Genomic DNA, 19,377 nt, shown 5'->3' on the forward strand with positions numbered 1-19,377 from the left:
CGCAAGAATGATGTGCATCGCTCCGGCCGAACCCTCATCCGGCTGCCGCCACCTTCTCCCGAAGGGAGAAGGGTTCAAGCTTGAGGAACTGAGTCCAGTTACTGCACCACCACCCGCGGCGACAGCAGCGCTTCCTGCCCAATCCTCCGCAGAAAATCCGCGCGAATCCGATCCGCCACCGCCGCCACCACGGCCGCGCCGTCATCCGCCGGATCCACATGCACGCGGAACGGACGCTTGCCGAACGGCAGGTTGACGATGTCGACCATCGCATCCGCCACCGTAGCCACATCCGCATCCGCCGGTTCGCACGCGGCCAGGCCATGCAGAATTTCCTCTTCGAAACCCCGGTACGGACCTTCCGTGTATTGCGCCGCGCGCGCCTTGTCCGCCGGCGTGCCGGAATGCGCGAAGTGGTTGGTGCCCTTGGTGAACGCGCCCGGCACCATGATCGAGGTCTCGATGCCCCAGCGCGCCAGTTCGCCCGCATAGCTCACCGCTACCGAATCCATCGCCGCCTTGGCGGCGAAGTAGGGCGCGAGATACGGCGGCGTGCCGCCGCGCGTGCTGCTGCTGGACACCCACAGCAGCAAGCCCCGGCCCTGCCTGCGCAGCTGCGGCAGCGCGGCGCGGTTGACCCGCTGCGTGCCCAGCACGTTCACGTCGTAGAGCTGGGCGAACTGTTCCGGCGTAAAGGCTTCGGCGGGGCCGAACACCATATGGCCGGCGTTGTGCACCACCACGTCGAGGCGGCCGTGCGCGGTCACGATGTGCGCGATGGCGGCGTCGGCGGAGTCCTGCGACTGCACGTCCAGCTCGACCGTGCGCAAGTCCACGCCATGCTCTTTCGCATAAGTCTTTACGGCTTCCACCTGCGCGGCATTGCGCCCTTGCGTATCGCGCATGCTGGCGTAGACGGTATGGCCGGCGCGGGCCATGGCGCGGGCGGCGAGGGCGCCGAAACCGCTGGAGGCGCCGGTGATCAGGATGATCTGCTGCATGGGGTTTGTCCTCGAATCGGGCTGTGGGGGTTTCAGACCATGCCGCCGTTCACGCGCAGCACCTGCGCGTTGACCCAGGCGCCATCGGGGCCGGCCAGGAAGGCCACGGCGCGGGCGATGTCGTCCGGCGTGCCCAGGCGCTCCATCGGCGCGAGGCTGGCGATCTGGGCGATCTGCTGTTCGCTCTTGCCCTGGTAGAACAGCTCGGTGCCGACGGGGCCGGGGGCGATGGCATTCACCGCGACGTTGCGGCCGCGCAGCTCGTTGGCCAGCACATGTACCAGCCCTTCCACGCCCGCCTTGGAGGCGATGTAGGGGCCGTAGGTGGGGAAGGCCTTGCCGATCACGCTGGTGGACAGCGCAATGATCCGGCCGCCCGGCGGCACCCGCTGCGCCGCCTCGCCCAGCACCACGAAGGCGCCGCGCAGGTTGGTGCGGATCAGGCGGTCGAACTGCGCCAGGTCGCCGCCGGCGATCGGCAGGTTGCTCATGATGCCGGCGCTGTGCACCACCACGTCGACCGCGCCGGTGAGCTGGGCGGCGGCGTCGAACACGCGGCGCATGTCTTCCGGTTCGGCGACGTCGCCCTGCATGGCGGCGGCGTGGCCGCCGGCCTGTTCGATCTCCTTCACCACCTTGCCGGCGGTGGCCGGGTTGCCGGCGAAATGCACGGCGACGGCAAAGCCGTCCGCGGCGAGGCGCAAGGCGATCGCGCGGCCGATGCCGCCCGAGGCGCCGGTGACCAGGGCTGTCTTCTGCTGCTGACTCATGGGGATGCTCTCCGAGGGTGATGGGTGGCCCGGGACCGGGCCTTGGGTTGGTGTGGGAGCATTCTTTTGTTTTACCTGGAGCGGATAAATCGCCTGGAACTGGCATATCTATTCATCTCTATTGAATAATCGGCCCCATGGACCGCCTGGACGCCATGCGCCTGTTCACCCGCATCGTCGAGCTCGGCAGCTTTTCCCGCGCCGCCGACGAGCGCGGCCTGCCGCGCGCCACGGCCACCTACGCCATCAAGGACATGGAAGCCCGCCTCGGCACCCGCCTGCTGGAACGCACCACCCGCCAGGTGCGCCCCACCCTGGACGGGCAGGCCTATTACGAGCGCTGCGTGCACCTGCTGGCGGAACTGGAAGACGCCGAAGCCGCGCTGGGCCATACCGCCGCCAACCCGCGCGGCACCCTGCGGCTGGACCTGCACGGCGCGCACGCCACGCATATCGTGCTGCCGCGGATCAACGAATTCCGCCAGCGCTATCCGCACGTGGAGCTGAAGATCAGCAGCGGCGACCGCCTGGTCGACCTGGTGCGCGAAGGCATCGACTGCGTGATCCGCGCCGGCACGCCGAAGGATTCCAGCCTGGTCGCGCGGCGGCTGGCGGTGATGCCGGAAGCGATCTGCGCGAGCCCGGACTATCTGGCGCGGCATGGCGTGCCGGCAAATCCGGAAGACCTGCTGCGCCATCAGGCCGTGGGTTTCTTCGCCAGCGGGCGTGAGCACACCTATCCGTTCGAGCTGGTGGTGGATGGGCAGTTGCGCGAGTACGCGCTCGGCGGGTGGTTGGCCGTGAACGACGCATCGAGCTATCTCGTCGCCGCGCAGCAGGGCTGCGGCCTGATCCAGCTGCCGCGCTATCGCGTGCAGGAACACCTTGACGACGGCAGCCTGGTCGAAGTGCTCGGCGGTTGGCATTCGCCGGGCTTGCCGGTGTCGGCGATGTATCCGTACCACCGCCAGCTGTCGCCGCGCGTGCGCGTGTTCGTCGATTGGGCGGCGACGCTGTATCGCGAGAAGTTCGGGGAGATGGGCTGATGCCGGCGGGGCTGCGGGAGTGGATCGCATACGCCGAGGGCGAAGTTTCCTTGCGCGAGCCGATCCGTTTGCGCGAACGGCTCGACGTGCTGGATCGCCTGGAGTTGCATGCGGAAAGCAGCGGCGACGCGGAACTGCTCATGCGCGCCGAGGCGTTGCGCGCAAACTTCGAAGAGATCAACCGCGGCCTCTATGCCGCGCTTCGCCAGGACATCCGCGACGGAAAGAACGCGCTGGCGCCGTGGATCGATGCGCTGGAAGCCGCGCCCGAGGGCGATGGCTACGACGATCGCGACGATCTGGTCAGCGGCGTGCTGGCACTCGACGAGCCGGACGACGTCGCGCCGCTACCGCCGGAAATGGTGTTTTACCAACCGACGCCCGCACGCCATATCTTCGAATTGATTCGCCGCGCGGAGCTGAGCAAGCACGACGTGGTGATGGATCTGGGTGCCGGCCTGGGCATCGTGCCCATGCTGGTCGCCATGACCACCGCGGCACGTGCTATCGGCGTCGAGCGCGAGCAAGCGTACGTGGACGCGGCGCAGCGTTGCGCGCAGAGCCTCGGTGTTGGACGTATTGCGTTCGAGTGCGGCGATGCGCGCGAAGCCGATTTCTCGAAAGCGACGCTGTTCTATTTGTACACGCCGTTTACTGGCGAGGTGATGCGTAGCGTGCTGGGTGCGATCAGGCGTGAAGCGGCGCACCGCCCCGTGCGCGTCGCGAGCTTTGGTCCATGCACCAAGGTGATTGCAGCCGAATCGTGGCTGCGCGCGGACGGCAAGGTCAGCACCGAAAGCATCGCACTGTTCCAGTCGGCCTGAGCACCACCACGCCGTCATTCCGGCGCAGGCCGGAATCCAGTGGCGTCACAGCTCGGTTGTCGCGAAATCGCGGAAGGTTCTGACCCAGCGGCGGCGCGATAACCGAACGCCGCCGCTACTGGATTCCGGCCTGCGCCGGAATGACGGTGTAGGAAGTGCCGCGGCACCGCCCGGCCGTTGCCTATGTGCCAGAAGTACCAAGGCAGGCGGCAGCGTCAGCGCATACCATCCTCGCACTCCGGGGAACTCACGGTACTTGCCATGAAGCGTCCGCTGTCCGCCTTGCTCGCCATGCTGATACCGGTCTGCGCCGCGGCAAAAGAAGCACCATCGACGGTGCACCCATGGACACCACCCGGCGTCTCCAGCGACCTGTTCGAATCCCACCCCGCCTTCGACCCGCGCACCGGCGATCTCTACTTTGTGCGCAGTTCCAAGGAATTCAAAGGCTGGCGCATCCTCACCTCGCATTGCGATGGCAGGCAATGGTCGACGCCGGTGGATACGCCGTTCGCGGCGCCGGGTGCGGAAGCCGATCCTTGGTTCACGCCGGATGGGCGCAGCATTTACTTCATCTCGACCCGCGCCACGGGACGCCAGAACAGCAAGGACCTGGATATCTGGCGCGCCGACCGCAACGCTGACGGCAGCTGGCAGAAGCCGGTGCGTTTGCCGGAACCGGTGAACTCCGGCGAGGCCGAGTGGTTCCCGCGCATGGCGCCGGATGGCTGGCTCTATTTCGGTTCGAACCGCGCGGGCGGCCTGGGCAAGAACGATATCTGGCGCGCGAAGGAAACCCGTCCCGGTCAGTGGACGGTGGAGAACGCCGGCCCCGCCATCAACACCGCGGGCGACGAATACGAGCCGCTGCCGTCGCCGGACGGCAAGCGCCTGATCGTGATGGCCGACGGCGGCTTGTACCAGTCGCACTGGGATGGCCATCGGTGGACGAAGAAGGAAAAGCTCGGCCCCGAGGTGAACGTCAACGGCAGCGAGATCGGCGCGGCGTTCTCGCCCAGCGGCAAGTCGCTGCTGTTCGCGCGCGACACGGGCGAGCCGGAGTCGGGCGAGTTCTTCGTGTGGCAGCCGCAGGGGGCAGAAGCCTGGCCGCCGATGTGCGGCCAGGCGAAGACTTCCGGCGCGGCGCGCCGGAAGTAAGCCTCAGGGCGTAGCGGGGCGGCGGCCCAGCGTCTGGCTGGTGACGTGGGTTTCGCGCAGGCGCCGTGCATGCGCCGCCAGCAGGTCGCCGCGGGTGATGATGCCGACCATGCGGTGGCCGCCATCCGCGCCCAGCACGATCAGGCGGCCCACATTCGCCTCGACCATGTGGTCGGCGGCTTCGCGCAGGCTGTGGTCCTCGCGCACCACCAGCGCGGGGCGCTTCACCAGCTCGCCCACCGTGCGGTCGCCGGCGATCTGCCGGTCGAGCAGGTCGCGGCGCGTGACCACGCCGCGCAGCGCGCCGTTGGCATCCACGACCGGGAAGCCCTGGTGCTGCGCCTGGACACCGCCGATCTCCAGCCATGCGCGCGTCGCCTCCAGCGTCTGCTCCGCCGGCAGCATCACCACCTCGCGCGAGCAGGCGTCGCGCACCAGGATGCGGTCGAGGTAATCGGCCGCGTAGTCGGCCGGCACGCGCACGCCGCGGCGCGCGATCTTCTCGGTCATGATGGTGTTGCGCATCAGCAGGCCGGAGATCAGATACGCGGCGGCGCAGCCGATCAGCAGCGGCAGCAGGCCGTGCGGTTCCTGCGTGGTCTCGAACGCGAACACCACCGAAGTGAGGAAGGCGCGCGAAGCGCCGGCGAAGATCGCCGCCATGCACACCAGCGCGGCCATGCGCGGATCCACGTGCAGCCAGGGCAGATAGGTGACGGCCAGCGTGCCGAACACGCCGCCGAGCGCACCGCCGATGGTGAACAGCGGCGCCAGCGTGCCGCCGGAGGTACCGCTGCCCAGCGAGATCGACCACGACACGAACTTGAGCAGGCATAGCGCCAGCATCGCGCCCAGGCCGAGCTGGCCGCCGAGCACCGCGCTGATATTGGTGTAGCCCACGCCCAGCGTGGTGGGCAGGACATAGCCGACGATGCCGGTGACCACGGCGCCGAGTGCCGGCCACCACATCCAGTGGATCGGCAGCTTCTCGAAGCCGTCCTCGATCGCATAGACCACGCGCGTGATGCCGACACTGAGTGCGCCGATGATCAGCCCCAGCACCAGATAGGCCAGCAGCGCCCGCATATCGGGCGCGGCCAGCGCGGGCATGGCGAACATCGCCTCGCTGCCTTCCAGCGCGAAGCGCACGCCGGTGCCCACCGCGGCGCCGAGCGCCACCGGAATCAGCGAGCGCGCGCGGCGTTCGAACAACAGCAGCTCCAGCGCCAGCAGCACCGCCGATACCGGCGCATTGAACACCGCCGCCATGCCGGCGGCCGCGCCCGCGGCAAGCAGGGTCTTGCGCTCTTCCGCGGTGACATGCAGCAGCTGGCCGACCAGGGAACCCAGCGCGCCGCCGGTGGCGATGATCGGGCCTTCCGCGCCGAACGGGCCGCCGGTGCCGATGGCGATGGCGGAGGACACGGGCTTGAGCCAGGTGATGCGCGGCGGAATGCGGCTCTCGTTGAGCAGCACCTGTTCCATCGCCTCGGGAATGCCGTGGCCGCGGATGGCGCGAGAACCGAAGCGCGCCATCACGCCCACGATCAGGCCGCCGATCACCGGAATGGCGATGACCCACAGGCCGAGATGGTTATCCGCGGGGCTGGAGAACTCGAAGCTCCAGCGGCCGTAGAAGGCGAGATTGGTGACCAGCCCGATCAGCCCGGTGAGCGCGCGCGCCACCAGGGCGACGAGCGCGCCCAGCAGCATGGCCAGCGCACCGATCCACACCACGCGGGTGCTGAGCGGCCGGAACCGGCGCGGCATATGGGCATCGGCGAGCGACGGGTCCAGCGAAGGGGCGAGCGGAAGCGCCGCACGCGAGTGCGGTTCTTGAGGCGTATACATGGGAAGGAACCCTGAGGAAGGCGTGCAGCCGCGCAAGGTTACGCAAAACGGCGGCGCGTAGCTGGCTGGAAAATGAACAGCGCCATCCGGTGGTCGCGGTGGTGCCTTGAGTGTGGGGCAGGCTGCGCAGGCGGCAGGGATTAGCCCCTCTCCCGACGGGAGAGCGTCGGTGTGAGGGTCGGGGCGGAGTGGGGCGTTGTACTCCGGCCGAACCCTCATCCGGCTGCCGCCACCTTCTCCCGAAAGGAGAAGGATTCGCTCTTGAGGATTGAGGGTCGCCATGCCAGATGAAATGCAGCAAGGCCGCCGCAACTTTCTGCGCACGGCTTCATTCGCGTCATTTGCACTCTATGCCCTGCTGCGCGAAGCACACGCGACGGAAGCGATTCCGCGTCGCGGCCTCTCGGCCCGCTACTGGATCGATCGCCAGGACGAGCTGGCCCACGCCCTGCGCGCCGGCACGGTCGCGCACATGGCCTGGCATGACGAGGTCAACCGCCTGGCGCGCGAAGTGGACGTGGCCGAACTGATGGCCGAAGCGATGCGCGCCCATGCCACCCGCAACGTGCCTTTCATGCGCGACCCGGTGAAACGCAGCCTGCGCTTCCTCGACGCGCAGGGCGAGCCGCGCCATCTCGCCTACGCCGCGGCGCTGTTCGAGTTCGGTCCGTCCAGCGTGATCACGCCGCACGCGCACCGGCACATGGCTTCGGCGCATATGGTGGTGGAAGGCAAGGTGCGCATCCGCACCTTCGACCGCATCGGCGAGGAAGAAGGCGCGCTGCGCATCCGTCCCACCGGCGATCACGTCGGCGGCATCGGCGACGCCGCCGCGATGACCACCGAGAAGGACAACATCCACTGGTTTACGCCGGCATCATCACGCGCGACGACGTTCGATGTGATCGTCGATGGCCTCGATCCCGGCCAGGACGCCTACCTGATCGAGCCGATCGACCCGCTGGGCGGCAAGCTGCAGCCCGATGGCAGCATCGTGGCGCCGCGGCTGAGCTTCGAGGAGTCGATGCGGCGCTACACGGCGCAGCGCTGAGCGTACGATGGCGCCTCCGCCCTCCCGCGAGACGCCGTCCATGAAGCTCGGCCCCGTGATTCCCGTCCTGCGCATGTTCGATATCGCCAAGGCGCGCGAGTTCTATCTCGACTTCCTCGGCTTCGCGGTGGACTGGGAACACCGCTTCGAGCCGGGCACGCCGCTGTACATGCAGGTATCGCGCGGCGATTGCGCACTGCATCTGTCGGAGCACCACGGCGACGCCAGCCCCGGCGCCGTGGTACGCATCGCGATCGACGATATCGACGCCCTGCATGCCGAGCTGAGCGCGAAGCAGTACCGCTATGGCCGCCCCGGCGTGGAAACCATGCCATGGGGCCTGCGCGAGCTGGCGGCGCACGATCCGTTCGGCAACCGCCTGATCTTCTACGCGCAGCCGTAGCGCCTCAGTGCGCTGCGGCGACGGGCAACTCGCCGGTGACCTTGCCGTGCTCGTCCAGCGTCTGCACCTTGGGCGTGCCATCCGCCGCCACCATCAGCAGCAGGCGCGGGCGGCCCTGTGCGTCCATCATGCCCAGTCCGACGGTGCCGTCCTGGCCGCGGCCCATCGACAGGCGTGTTTTCGGCTTGCCGCCGTGCGAGGCGTAGAACGCCTCGATGCGTTTGGTCTGCTCTTCCGGCGGCAGGTTCTTGATCTGGTCCAGCAGCTGGATCAGCTCCAGGATGGGGAAGGGCGGCTGGTCGATCAGGGTGATGCGGTTGCTGTGCGCGTCGCCGTCCTGGCTGGCGTCCAGGGTCATGGTCTGGTCCTGCTCGTAGGCATCGAACGATAGATGGCCGTAGCTCTGCCTGGTGCCATCGGCGCTCTTTTCGCCGCCGAAGATCAGGCCGCCGTTCTCGGTGCCTTCGTCATTGAGGAAGATCATGCCCGCGGTCTTGCGGCTGGGATGCGGGTATTCCTTGTTCCTGATGTAGATGCCCGGCGCCTTGTCGGTATTGGACACGACCAGCCGCAGCGTGCCGTCCGGTTCGCGGATATTGATGCGTTGCACGTCGAGCTGCTCGAGCGAAAGCTTTTTCGGTGCGTCGATGAAGCCGCTCAGCACGGTGACGGCGAACACGGCGGTAAGCACGCCGGAATAGACGGTCAGGAAACGCTGGCTGCCGGACATCGCGGGACTCCTGAAACAAAAAGGCGGGGCCACGATGCTGTGGTCCCGCCCGCAAGAGAAACGTGATGGCTGCCGCGTCAGAAGACGCCGGTGGTCTCAGAAATGGATCACGGTGCGGATCGACTTGCCTTCGTGCATCAGGTCGAACGCCTCGTTGATGCGCTCCAGCGGCAAGTTGTGCGTAATGAACGGATCGAGCCGGATCTCGCCGTTCATCGCCTGCTCCACCATGCCCGGCAACTGCGTGCGGCCCTTGACGCCGCCGAACGCGCTGCCGCGCCACACGCGGCCGGTCACCAGCTGGAACGGACGCGTGCGGATTTCCTGGCCCGCGCCGGCCACGCCGATGATGACGCTCTCGCCCCAGCCCTTGTGGCAGGACTCCAGCGCGGCGCGCATCACGTCCACGTTGCCGATGCATTCGAAGCTGAAGTCGACGCCACCGTCGGTCAGTTCGACGATCACTTCCTGGATCGGCTTGGCATGGTCCTTCGGGTTCACGCAGTCGGTGGCGCCCATCGCGCGCGCCAGTTCGAACTTGCCCGGATTGGTGTCGATGCCGATGATGCGCCCGGCCTTGGCCTGCACCGCGCCCTGGATCACCGCCAGGCCGATGCCGCCCAGGCCGAACACGGCCACGGTGTCGCCGGGTTTCACCTTGGCGGTGTTGTGCACGGCGCCGATGCCGGTGGTGACGCCGCAGCCGAGCAGGCAGACCTTTTCCAGTGGCGCCTGCGGATTCACCACGGCCAGCGAGATTTCCGGCACCACGGTGTATTCGCTGAAAGTGCTGGTGCCCATGTAGTGGTAGACCGGCTCGCCGTTGTAGGAGAAGCGCGTGCTGCCGTCCGGCATCAGGCCCTTGCCCTGGGTGGCGCGCACGGCCTGGCACAGGTTGGTCTTGCCGGAGAGGCAGAATTTGCACTGGCGGCATTCGGCCGTGTAAAGCGGAATGACATGGTCGCCCGGCTTCACGCTGGTGACGCCTTCGCCCACTTCCACCACGATGCCGCCGCCTTCATGGCCGAGCACCGCGGGAAAGATGCCTTCCGGATCGTCGCCGGAGAGCGTGAAGGCGTCGGTATGGCAGACGCCGGTATGAGTGATGCGGACCAGGACTTCGCCCTTGCGCGGCGGGGCGACGTCGATCTCGACGATCTGCAGCGGCTGGCCCGGTCCGAAGGCGACGGCGGCGCGTGATTTCATGGTGTGTGTCTCCAGCAAACGGCAACAAAGAAAGGGCAGGGCTTATTTCAGATAGGAGCGGACCAGCTCGGTCATCTCGCGCACGCGTTCGGCGCGGCGTTCGTCGGAGGCGGCGGGCGCGCCGAATTCCTCGCGGATATGCGCCTCCATCACCTCGGCCATCAGGCCGTTGACCGCGCCGCGCACGGCGGCGATCTGCTGCATCACCGGGGCGCAGTCGGCGCCGGCTTCCAGCGCGCGCTCCAATGCTTCGAGCTGGCCGCGGATGCGGCGCACGCGGCCGAGGACGCGCTTTTTTTCGGGGAGGGAGTGGGGCATGCCCGGGGTCCGGTATCTATACTGGGGTAGAGTATCTAGGCGGGCGCGGCGGGGGTCAAACACGAGGCCGATCTTTTCCGTTTTGGAAAAGCTGTCTACGCTTCGGGCTGCTATGTCGTCGCAAATCGAAAAGCTAGCATCTCCCTCATCGGCCGGCCGCGTCCCGCGGCGGCGACTATCGAGGTTGATCCCATGCTCCGCTCGCTCTGTGCGCTTTCGGCCGTCGCCGCCGTTTCGCTCGCCGCCGCTGCACCTGCCGAACCTGCGCTGCTGCAGCCGCGCGCCCTGATCGTCGACGGCAGCCTGCCGAAGGCGCAGGCCGAGGCGCAGATGCTGGCCGCGCGCCGCTACGACACGTTCTGGAATACCGGCGACGAAGCGCTGGCCAAGGCCGCGCTGGCACCGGGCTTCACCGACCGCACGCCACCGCCGGGCCGCGCGCAAGGGCTGGCCGGTCCGCTGGCGGCGTCGAAGACCATGCGCGCGGCGATCCCGGACCTGAGCTGCGAGATCGAGCAGATGCTGGTGGCCGGCGACCGCGTGGTGACGCACCTGCATTTCCGCGGGCATTTCACCGGGCGCTTCAAGGACACGCAGGGCCGCGGCCAGGCGATCGATTTCATCGCCACCGACATCTACCGCGTGGCCGGCGGCCGCATCACCGACAACTGGCATCTGGAAGACAACCTCACCGTGCTGCAGCAGCTGGGGCAGCTGCCGGCGCCGGGCAAGTCTTCCTGAGCGTTCCATGCACCTTTTTGCAACACCCTCTGCGACAGCATGGCCCGTTGCCGCGCAGCTTCCATCACCCGCTGATTTCCTTTCCGAGGTAAGCCCATGCACATCGATCTTTCCGGCAAGAACGCCCTGGTCACCGCCTCCACCGCCGGCATCGGCCTGGCTATCGCCACCGGCCTGGCGCAGGCGGGCGCCAACGTGATCATCAACGGCCGCCATCCCGGCACCGTGCAGGAGGTGGTCGACAAGCTGCGCAAGCAATTGCACGGCGCGAACATCGAAGGCGCGGCAGCGGACCTGTCCACCGCCGCGGGCGCAAAAGCGCTGACCGATGCGGTGCCCAGCGTCGACATCCTGGTCAACAATGCCGGCATCTTCGGGCTCGTTCCGTTCTTCGATATCGACGACGCGGAATGGGAGCGCTACTTCCAGACCAATGTGATGTCCGGCGTGCGCCTGTCGCGCCACTACATGCGCGGCATGCTGGAGCGCAACTGGGGCCGCGTGGTGTTCATCTCCTCGGAGTCGGGCCTGAACATTCCGGTGGAGATGGTGCATTACGGCTTCACCAAGACCGCGCAGCTCTCGATCGCACGCGGCCTGGCCAAGGTGGCCGCGGGCAGCGGCGTCACCGTGAACAGCGTGCTGCCGGGACCGACCTTGTCCGACGGCTTCAAGGACCTTGTGCGCGAGCAGGCCGAGCGCGAAGGCAAGAGCTACGAACAGATCGGCGACGAGTTCGTCAAGGCGCACCGTTCCAGCTCGATCATCCAGCGCATCGCCAGCACGGAAGAAGTGGCGAACATGGTGGTGTACACCTGCTCGCCGCAGGCCTCGGCGACGACGGGCGCGTCGCTGCGCGTGGATGGCGGCGTGGTCGATACGATCTGAGTTTCCGCGGCCGTCCAAACAAAAAACGCCCCGCGATGCGGGGCGTTTTTTAACGGCGGAAGCGGCGGATCAGCCCTTCTTCTCGGCCTTGTAGCGCTCGATGCCGCTCAGGATCTCCGCCTTGGCGTCGTCCGCATTGGCCCAGCCCTCGACCTTCACCCACTTGCCCTTCTCCAGGTCCTTGTAGTGCTCGAAGAAGTGGCCGATGCGCTCCAGCCAGTGGCCGGAGACTTCCTTGATGTCCTTGATGTGCGAGTAGCCGTTGAAGATCTTGGCCACCGGCACCACCACCAGCTTCTCGTCGGCGCCGGCTTCGTCGGTCATCTTCAGCATGCCGACCGGATGGCAGCGGATCACCGAGCCCGGCACCAGCGGCAGCGGCAGGATCACCAGCGCGTCCAGCGGGTCGCCGTCGCCGCCCAGCGTGCCCGGCACGTAGCCGTAGTTGCAGGGGTAGCGCATCGGCGTGGACAGGATGCGGTCGACGAAGATCGCGCCGCTTTCTTTCTCCACCTCGTACTTGACCGGCTCGGAATCCTTGGGGATTTCGATGATGACGTTGATTTCGTTCGGCACGTCGCGGCCGGCGGAGACGAGATGCAGACCCATGGTGATTCCTTGACTGGATAAGGCTTGGGGAGAGCTCGCAAGCATACGGCAAAGGCTGCTGCGTCGCAGCAGGCCGGGCCGGCGGGTTCAGGGCGGCGTCAGTGCCGCGGCGCGCTCAGCGCTGGTAGGGGCGCTCGCGCAACCACTTGGTGGCAATCCATTTTTCGCCCTTGAGCACCGGCAGGCCGGCGTGCAGCGAGCTCTGGTCGCCGGTGTCGTAAGCGAAATAGACGGCCGAACCGCGCAGGGCCGTGACGGTGAGGCCGGCCGCCGGGAAACCGGTGCCGCCGCCTTCCTCGGGCGTGTTGAGGTACATCACGATGCTGGCGATGCGCTGGCCGCCGCGTGCAGTCACCGCGGTAAAGCCCGGCTGGGTGGGATCGAACCAGTCGAAATGCGGCTCGTATTCCTGGCCGGGCCGGTAGTGCAGCACCTGCAGGCCTTCGCCGTGATCCACCGGCAGATCGACCAGTTCCGCGATGCGCCGCTCGATGCGTTCGATCAGCGGCGTCTCGCCGAGGCTGAAGAACATGCCGTTGCTGGTGCGGCGCTCGTCGGTCTGGTGGCGGCCGGCTTCGTCCACGGTCAGCGAGCGGGCCAGGCGCGGCGAAGCGAGGCCGATCAGTGCTTCGCATTCGCCGTCGGTGAGCAGGCCGTCGAGCACGCGCACCACGGGGCTGTCCAGGCTGGTGCTGACGCGCACCGGATGGCCGTCCGCGATGCTGCAAGGCGCGGCCGGATGCGTGGTGCGCTTCGCCCCGGCCCGCGGGATGGTGGCGTTCAATGCGGCCAGCGGCACGCCCAGCACTTCGGCCACCGCGCGGTGGCATTGCTGCTGGTCGTAGCCGGCTTCCTGCATCAGCTTGACCACTTCCAGCGGCGTGTGGCCGCCGCGGGCCGTGGCCAGGATCCAATCGCGCAGTTCGGGGCGGGTCTTGTGGAAGGATTTCATGCGATATCGACTGGACGGGGCGGTGAGTAAGTTGGGGTGAGCACGGCGAACCCCAACGCAGCAATGACCATGCTGGACCCGTTGGGGTTCGCCTTCGGCTCACCCTACTTCAGATGCTCCCACAAGTACGTATAGCCCAGCGCATTCATGAAGGCCGACTGCTTGTTGTCCGCCGCCGCGCCATGGCCGCCTTCGATGTTCTCGTAGAAAGCGGCGTCGTAGCCCAGCCCCGCCAGCTTTGCGTACATCTTGCGGGCATGCACGGGACCGACGCGGTCGTCGCGCGTCGAGGTGGTGAACAGCACCGGCGGATACTTCTGCCCGGCCTTGGCATTGGTGTAGGGCGAGAAGGCCTTGATCCAGGCCCATTCCTCCGGCTTGTCCGGATCGCCGTATTCGGCCATCCACGAAGCGCCGGCGGACAGATGCGTGTAGCGCTGCATGTCCAGCAGCGCCACCTGGCTGACGATGGCGCCGTACAGCTGCGGATACAGCGTGAGCATGTTGCCCATCAGCAGGCCGCCGTTGCTGCCGCCCATCGCGCCCAGGTGCGCCGGTGAAGTAATGCCGCGCTTGATCAGGTCCTGCGAGACCGCGGCGAAATCCTCGTAGGCGCGCAGGCGGTTGGCCTTGAGTGCCGCCTTGTGCCAGCGCGGGCCGTATTCGCCGCCGCCGCGGATATTGGCGATCACGTACACGCCGCCCTTGTCCAGCCAGGCGCGGCCCACGCTGCCGCTGTAGGCCGGCTGCAGCGAGATCTCGAAGCCGCCATAGCCGTACTGCAGGGTGGGGTTCTTGCCGTCGGCCTTCAGGTCCTTGGAGGCGATCTCGAAGTAGGGCACGCGCGTGCCGTCCTTGGAGGCCACGAAATGCTGGCTGACGCGGTACCTGGAGGCGTCGAAGAACGCCGGACTGTGCTTGATCGCCTGCGGCTCGCCGCTGCCGAGCGTGCCGGCGTACAGCGTGGTCGGCTGCAGGAAGCCGCTGACGGTGAGGAAGTAATCGTCGCTGTCGTCCGCGTCGATGCCGGTCGCGGCGATGGTGGAGAGCTCCGGCGCGCCGCCCAGGCTTTCGCGCTTCCACGCGCCATCCTGCGGCGTGAGCACCTCCAGGCGGTTCACCACGTTGTCCATCACGTTGAGGATCAGGTGATGGCGCGTCCACGAGTGGGCGTCCAGCGCGGTGCTTTCGGTGGGTTCGAACAGCACGGTGAGCGGCAGCTTGCCGTCCCGGTACTTGCCGGCCATATAGTCGTCGAACTTCGCCGCCAGCAGCGAGCCGGATCTGTAGGTCTTGCCGCCCAGCGTCCAGTCGCTGCGCGGCGTGACCAGCAGCCATTCGCGCTGCACGTCGGTGCTGGCGTCGCTGGGCACGTCGATCTTGACGAGCTTGCCGTCCTTGCCGCGCAGGAAAGTCTCGCTGTCGTAGAAGGCGATCTGGCGGTGCACGAAGTCGCGCTCGAACCCGGGCGTGTGATCGCGCTCGGCGGAGATGCTCATGTCCTCGTGCTTGCCTTCGTATACGGTGGCGGCCGACGATAGCGGCGTGCCGCGCTTCCATTCCTTGACGATGCGCGGATAGCTGGAGGCGGTCATCGAGCCGGGGCCGAAATCGGTGGCCACGTACAAGGTGTCCTGGTCTTTCCAGGTGACCTGGGTCTTGGCCTCGGGCAGGGCGAAGCCGTCCTTGACGAACTGCTTCGAGGCCAGGTCGAACTCGCGTACCACGTCGGCGTCGGCGCCGCCACGCGAGAGCATCAGCAGGCAGCGCTTATTGGCCGGCTTCAGGCAGTCGGCGCCGTGCCATACCCAGTTTTCTTGCTCCGCCTTGGACAGCGCGTCGAGATCGAGCACCGTCTCCCAGGCAGGCTGTTCTTTTGCGTACTCGGCGGGCGAGGTGCGCCGCCACAGGCCGCGCGGGTGTTCCTTGTCGCGCCAGAAGTTGTAGTAGTGGTCGCCGATCTTCGCCACGAACGGAATGCGCGCGTTGGAGTCGAGCACTTCCAGGATGCGCGCGTCGAGCTGCTTGAACTCGGGCGTGTCGGCGTATTTCTTTACCGTCTCGGCATTGTGCTGGCGCACCCAGTCGAGCTGTTTCGCGCCGTCGATGTCTTCCAGCCACAGGTTGGCGTCGGTGGCGGGAGGCGTGGCGGCGTGGGCGATGCCGGTCATGGAAAAGGCCATCAGGAGGGAAAGGGCGAGCTTGTTCACCGTGATTCCTTGCGGGGGAGGCGGTCGGACCATTCAAGCAGTTCGCCATGGAACACGAAACCGGCCCGCGACGCAAAAAAAAGCCGCCGGGAGAACCGGCGGCACTCGGGGAGACCCGAAGACCTCGGCGCCATGCCTGGCGCCGGGCTCGGTTGTTGTGTAATGCCTTTCGCTTAGAAGTCGTAGCGCGCGGTGATGCGGAAGTAGCGCGGGTCCGACACGTTCAGTTCACGCAGGTAGAGCTGGTTCGGCGTGTTGCGCGAGCTGGTCTCGTAGCGATAGTTGTAGGCCGTGGCCACCTGGCGGTTGAGCACGTTGATCACGTCCAGCTGCAGGGTCAGCTCCTTCAGCCAGGCCGGCGAATAGGCCACGTTGAGGTTCAGCTGGTAGGTCCACGGCGCCGAGCCGTGCGAGCCGCGCGGCGAGAAGGCGTAGTCCGCGGCCGCCGGCTTGTAGCCCGCGCTGCCCGGAGCCGTACCCGAACCGGACAGGCCGCAGAACCAGTAGGCCGCACCGCTGTACAGGCCCTTGTCGGCCGTCGGGTAGTGGCTGGTGCAGTTCTTCGGACGGCCCGAGGCGGCGATCAGCGACGCGCCGAAACGCCATTCCTCGGTGGCCTGGAAGTAGCCGAACGCCTTGATCTGGTGCTTGCGGTTGTTCGGCAGCAGGCCGTTGGAGCCGACCATCAGCTGCGGCAGGTCCCAGTCCTGGGTGGTCGACACGTCGGCCTGGCCGCCGTTGCCGGTATCCAGGTCGGAGGCCAGCTGGCCTTCGGTGTTGCCGTAGTTGCGCGAGTAGGTGTAGTCGACGCGGCCGTACCACTTGTCGGCGAACGGATGCTCCAGGAACAGGTCGAGCGCGTAGTACTTGCGCTTGAGTTCGGGCAGGCCCAGCTGCTCGCGGGTGTAGGTGACGGCCTTGAAGCTGCCGTCGGCCTGTTCCTGCAGGAAGGTGTTGGTGGTGCCCGGGTTGAACAGGAAGCAGGCGCCGCCCAGCGCCGGGGCGCAGGTGTCGTCGATTGCGCTGCGCAGCTTGCGGTAGGTCAGCTTGGCGCCCCAGTTGTAGGTCGGGGAGAGCTGCTGCTCCATGCCGGCGATGTACTCGTCCTGGTAATGCGACTTCAGGCCCTTCGCCGCTACAGTGCGCGGATCCGGCGCCGTGCCGCATTCCAGGTTGCTGGAGATGGCATTGGTGTTGCCGCAGGTGTAGCCCTTGCTGCGGTCCACCGCGACCGCGGTCAGGCCGGTCGGCGCGCCGGTCTTCGGGTCGACGCCGGTGTAGGTGTAGTACTCGTTGGTGATCAGCGAGCCGGAGGCGCCGCGCACCGCCACGTTATTGGGCATGGCCAGGTGATAGCGGCCGGCGTTGGCGAACAGCTTCAGCGAGGAATCGCCGTAGACGTCCCAGGCCGCGCCGATGCGCGGGGCGAGCTGGTGGCGCTGGCGCGCATAGGCCTCGCCGTTGCCGTTGTAGTTGGTGAACTGCTCGTTGCGCAGGCCCAGCGAGAGCAGCCAGCGGTCGGAGATCTGCCAGCGGTCCTCGATGAACTGGGCCTGCTGCTCGGTCTTCACCTTGGCGTTCTGCGTGTTGTAGGCGCGCGAGACGAAATAGCCCTGCGTGCCCAGGCCGCCGGCCGAGGCCGGCGAGGCGACGCCGTGGCTGGCATCGATGCCGATGGTCGGGTCCTTCTGCCAGCCGTACACCCAGGCGTAGCCGCCCGGATAGGACGAGCCGGTGAGCGATTCGGCCGTCTGCGCGTCGTAGCCGGCACGCAGGGTGTGGTCGCCGAGGCGGTACTCGACGTCCAGGCGCCAGCCGTGGGTCTTGTCGTTGGCGCCCGGGATCAGCAGCGAGGTCACCGCGCCCTGCTGGCAGGCGTTGTAGGTCAGGCCCGGGGCCTGCACCGTCGCCGAGGACGAGATGTACGGGCAGTTCGGGTCATAGCCGAACGGCTGCTGCAGATGCTCGAGGTTCTGCTTGCCGACCAGCGCCGACACGGTCAGGTCGTCGGTGACGTAGCTGGTGTACTTGGCGATGTACAGGCGGCTGCTGTCCTTCTGGTGCACGCCGCCGTTCTTGACGTTGCCGTGCGAGGAGTCGCCGTAGTTGAACGCGTAGCGGCTGGAGTCGTAGACGATGTTGTCCTGGACGCCGGTGAATTCCAGGATGTTGCTGTCGGTGATGTTCCAGTCGATCTTCGCCGTCCAGCGCGGCATCTTGTAGGTGTAGTCGTTCCAGCCGGTCTTGGCGGTGGTGCTGGACGAGTTGGAGAACGAAGCGACGGCGTTGCCGCTCTGCTTGGTCATCTCGCCGTCGACGTAGAAGAACAGCTTGTCCTTGATCAGCGGGCCGCTGAAGTAGGCGCCGTAGGTGTTGTACGAGTACTGGTTCTTGTTGCGGTACCAGTACAGCGTGCCGTCGGTGGGCGTGGCGCTGCCGGGGCCGTAGTAGCCGGTCTTCGGGAAGTAGTTGTTGCGCGGGTTGGCGCGCAGCGCTTCCGGACGCAGGATGGCGTAGACGCCGCCCTTCCACTGGTTGGAGCCGCGCTTGGTGACGATGTTGATCACGCCGCCGGTGGAGCGGCCGAACTCGGCGCCGTAGCCGCCGGTGAGCACCTGCTCCTGGTCGATCGCGTCGAACGGCAGGGTGGTGGCGCCCAGCGACTGCAGCGGGTTGGTCACGGCATAGCCGTTGATGTAGTACGCGTTCTCCGACGAAGCCGCGCCGCCGAAGCTCGGGATGTTGCCGAAGCCGGTGGTGCTGTAGCTGGAGTTCTCCACCACGCCCGGCGCGAGCAGGGCGGCGGCGCCGACGCTGCGCGCGATCGGCAGCTTGTTGAGCTGCTCGGAGGTGAGCACGGTGCGCGTGTCCACCGAGGACACGTCGATCGCCGGCAGCGCGGAGGCCACCACCGACACGCCCTCGAGGTTCTTCGCGTCGCCGCCGGCCGCGGCCGCCGCGCCGAAGGACACCTCGGTACCGCTGGAGATGGCGACCACGATGTTGTCGCGGGTGCTGACGGAGGCGCCATTGTTCTGCAGCGTCACCTTGTACTTGCCCACCGGCAGGGTGGAGAAGCGGTAGCGGCCGCTGTCGTCCACGGTAGCGGTGCGGCTGAAGCCGGTCTCGGTGTTTTCGGCGACGACCGTGGTGCCCTGCTTGGCGGCGATCTGGCCGAAGATCGAGCCGGTGGTGTTGGACTGCGCGAGCGCGCCGGTGCTGGCGAACGCGAGGCCCATGGCGAGCGTCAGTGCGGAATAGCGCAGCGAACGCGCCGCCGTGAAGGTGGTGATGGTCATTACAACAGACTCCCCCAGAGATGAATTCGAAAGGCGCGGGTGCGGGCCCCGCGCGGTCAAAAGGGGACGCACTCCGGCGGCAGCAGGCCGCAAGAACCTGCTCCGGTTCCTCCCCAGGAACCAGAAATGCGCGTCGGATTGCGTTTCCCCCGTGGCCGGATGACTTCCGGCCTAGATCGGTTCTAGCGAAGACTTACGAATGGGTCAACACGTTCGTAACAAAAAACGTATAGGTATTTTTCACATTGCTGCGACGTCAATGATTTACAGAGACATGCGCGGCCGTAGGGCCTTGCGCGACGATCGCTGAAACTTACGCC

General features: G+C 67.0%; 17 protein-coding genes. 7 read left to right on the forward strand and 10 right to left on the reverse strand.

From position 1 onward, the window contains the following. Positions 1-98 precede the first annotated feature (98 nt). Positions 99-1,001 carry an SDR family oxidoreductase gene (locus ISN75_RS01535; RefSeq protein ID WP_343819126.1) on the reverse strand — a complete coding sequence of 301 codons (903 nt, stop codon included), beginning with the start codon at positions 999-1,001 and terminating at the stop codon, positions 99-101. 32 nt (positions 1,002-1,033) lie between these two features. Further along, positions 1,034-1,771, reverse strand: a complete 738-nt coding sequence (locus ISN75_RS01540; RefSeq protein WP_343819124.1) for an SDR family oxidoreductase — start codon at positions 1,769-1,771, stop codon at positions 1,034-1,036. A gap of 137 nt (positions 1,772-1,908) precedes the next feature. Between ISN75_RS01540 and ISN75_RS01545 the strand changes: the two genes are divergently transcribed. The 3 genes from ISN75_RS01545 to ISN75_RS01555 all read left to right on the forward strand — a co-directional run bounded on the left by ISN75_RS01545 (position 1,909) and on the right by ISN75_RS01555 (position 4,799). Continuing rightward, positions 1,909-2,817, forward strand: a complete 909-nt coding sequence (locus tag ISN75_RS01545) for a LysR family transcriptional regulator (protein ID WP_343819122.1) — start codon at positions 1,909-1,911, stop codon at positions 2,815-2,817. Further along, a complete protein-coding gene (locus ISN75_RS01550; protein WP_343819120.1) occupies positions 2,817-3,641 on the forward strand; it encodes a hypothetical protein in 825 nt (274 codons plus the stop codon). Before ISN75_RS01545 ends, ISN75_RS01550 begins: the two co-directional genes overlap by 1 nt. A 261-nt stretch (positions 3,642-3,902) precedes the next feature. Continuing rightward, complete coding sequence (locus ISN75_RS01555) at positions 3,903-4,799, forward strand: hypothetical protein (RefSeq protein WP_343819118.1); 897 nt, start codon at positions 3,903-3,905, stop codon at positions 4,797-4,799. Positions 4,800-4,802: 3 nt separating this feature from the next. Here the strand turns inward: ISN75_RS01555 and ISN75_RS01560 are convergent, their stop codons facing one another. Beyond that, a complete protein-coding gene (locus ISN75_RS01560) occupies positions 4,803-6,569 on the reverse strand; it encodes a chloride channel protein (protein WP_167255419.1) in 1,767 nt (588 codons plus the stop codon). A gap of 361 nt (positions 6,570-6,930) precedes the next feature. On the opposite strand from ISN75_RS01560, the gene ISN75_RS01565 reads away from it, so the two are divergent. After that, the gene (locus tag ISN75_RS01565; RefSeq protein WP_167255327.1) at positions 6,931-7,701 is read left to right on the forward strand and encodes a hypothetical protein; all 771 of its coding nucleotides are present in this window, start codon (positions 6,931-6,933) and stop codon (positions 7,699-7,701) included. A gap of 40 nt (positions 7,702-7,741) precedes the next feature. Next, positions 7,742-8,104, forward strand: a complete 363-nt coding sequence (locus ISN75_RS01570; RefSeq protein WP_167255329.1) for a glyoxalase superfamily protein — start codon at positions 7,742-7,744, stop codon at positions 8,102-8,104. Between the two features lie 4 nt (positions 8,105-8,108). Here ISN75_RS01570 and ISN75_RS01575 read toward each other — a convergent pair whose 3' ends face one another. The 3 genes from ISN75_RS01575 to ISN75_RS01585 all read right to left on the reverse strand — a co-directional run bounded on the left by ISN75_RS01575 (position 8,109) and on the right by ISN75_RS01585 (position 10,358). Beyond that, positions 8,109-8,834: a hypothetical protein gene (locus tag ISN75_RS01575; RefSeq protein WP_343819116.1), complete on the reverse strand. Its 726-nt coding sequence runs from the start codon at positions 8,832-8,834 to the stop codon at positions 8,109-8,111. A 96-nt stretch (positions 8,835-8,930) separates the two neighbouring features. Continuing rightward, positions 8,931-10,040, reverse strand: a complete 1,110-nt coding sequence (locus ISN75_RS01580) for an S-(hydroxymethyl)glutathione dehydrogenase/class III alcohol dehydrogenase (RefSeq protein ID WP_343819114.1) — start codon at positions 10,038-10,040, stop codon at positions 8,931-8,933. Positions 10,041-10,082: 42 nt separating this feature from the next. Continuing rightward, positions 10,083-10,358 carry a metal/formaldehyde-sensitive transcriptional repressor gene (locus ISN75_RS01585; protein ID WP_167255335.1) on the reverse strand — a complete coding sequence of 92 codons (276 nt, stop codon included), beginning with the start codon at positions 10,356-10,358 and terminating at the stop codon, positions 10,083-10,085. 192 nt (positions 10,359-10,550) lie between these two features. On the opposite strand from ISN75_RS01585, the gene ISN75_RS01590 reads away from it, so the two are divergent. Together ISN75_RS01590 and ISN75_RS01595 are read left to right on the forward strand one after the other, a co-directional pair. Further along, positions 10,551-11,099, forward strand: a complete 549-nt coding sequence (locus ISN75_RS01590) for an ester cyclase (RefSeq protein WP_343819111.1) — start codon at positions 10,551-10,553, stop codon at positions 11,097-11,099. 96 nt (positions 11,100-11,195) lie between these two features. Further along, entirely contained in the window at positions 11,196-11,987 is a 792-nt protein-coding gene (locus ISN75_RS01595; protein ID WP_343819107.1) for an SDR family oxidoreductase, read from the forward strand. Between the two features lie 69 nt (positions 11,988-12,056). Here ISN75_RS01595 and ppa read toward each other — a convergent pair whose 3' ends face one another. The 4 genes from ppa to ISN75_RS01615 form a co-directional block, all read right to left on the reverse strand. Continuing rightward, positions 12,057-12,596: an inorganic diphosphatase gene (gene ppa, locus ISN75_RS01600; protein ID WP_167255341.1), complete on the reverse strand. Its 540-nt coding sequence runs from the start codon at positions 12,594-12,596 to the stop codon at positions 12,057-12,059. A 115-nt stretch (positions 12,597-12,711) separates the two neighbouring features. Continuing rightward, positions 12,712-13,548 (reverse strand): 2OG-Fe(II) oxygenase, encoded by an 837-nt coding sequence (locus ISN75_RS01605; RefSeq protein ID WP_168649182.1) that lies wholly within the window; start codon positions 13,546-13,548, stop codon positions 12,712-12,714. A gap of 104 nt (positions 13,549-13,652) precedes the next feature. Then, a complete protein-coding gene (locus ISN75_RS01610) occupies positions 13,653-15,758 on the reverse strand; it encodes a prolyl oligopeptidase family serine peptidase (protein WP_343819103.1) in 2,106 nt (701 codons plus the stop codon). Between the two features lie 173 nt (positions 15,759-15,931). Further along, positions 15,932-19,057: a TonB-dependent receptor gene (locus ISN75_RS01615; protein WP_208399740.1), complete on the reverse strand. Its 3,126-nt coding sequence runs from the start codon at positions 19,055-19,057 to the stop codon at positions 15,932-15,934. Positions 19,058-19,377: the final 320 nt, after the last annotated feature.

The sequence above is a fragment of the Dyella marensis genome, assembly GCF_049532885.1.
Lineage (GTDB): Bacteria > Pseudomonadota > Gammaproteobacteria > Xanthomonadales > Rhodanobacteraceae > Dyella_D > Dyella_D marensis.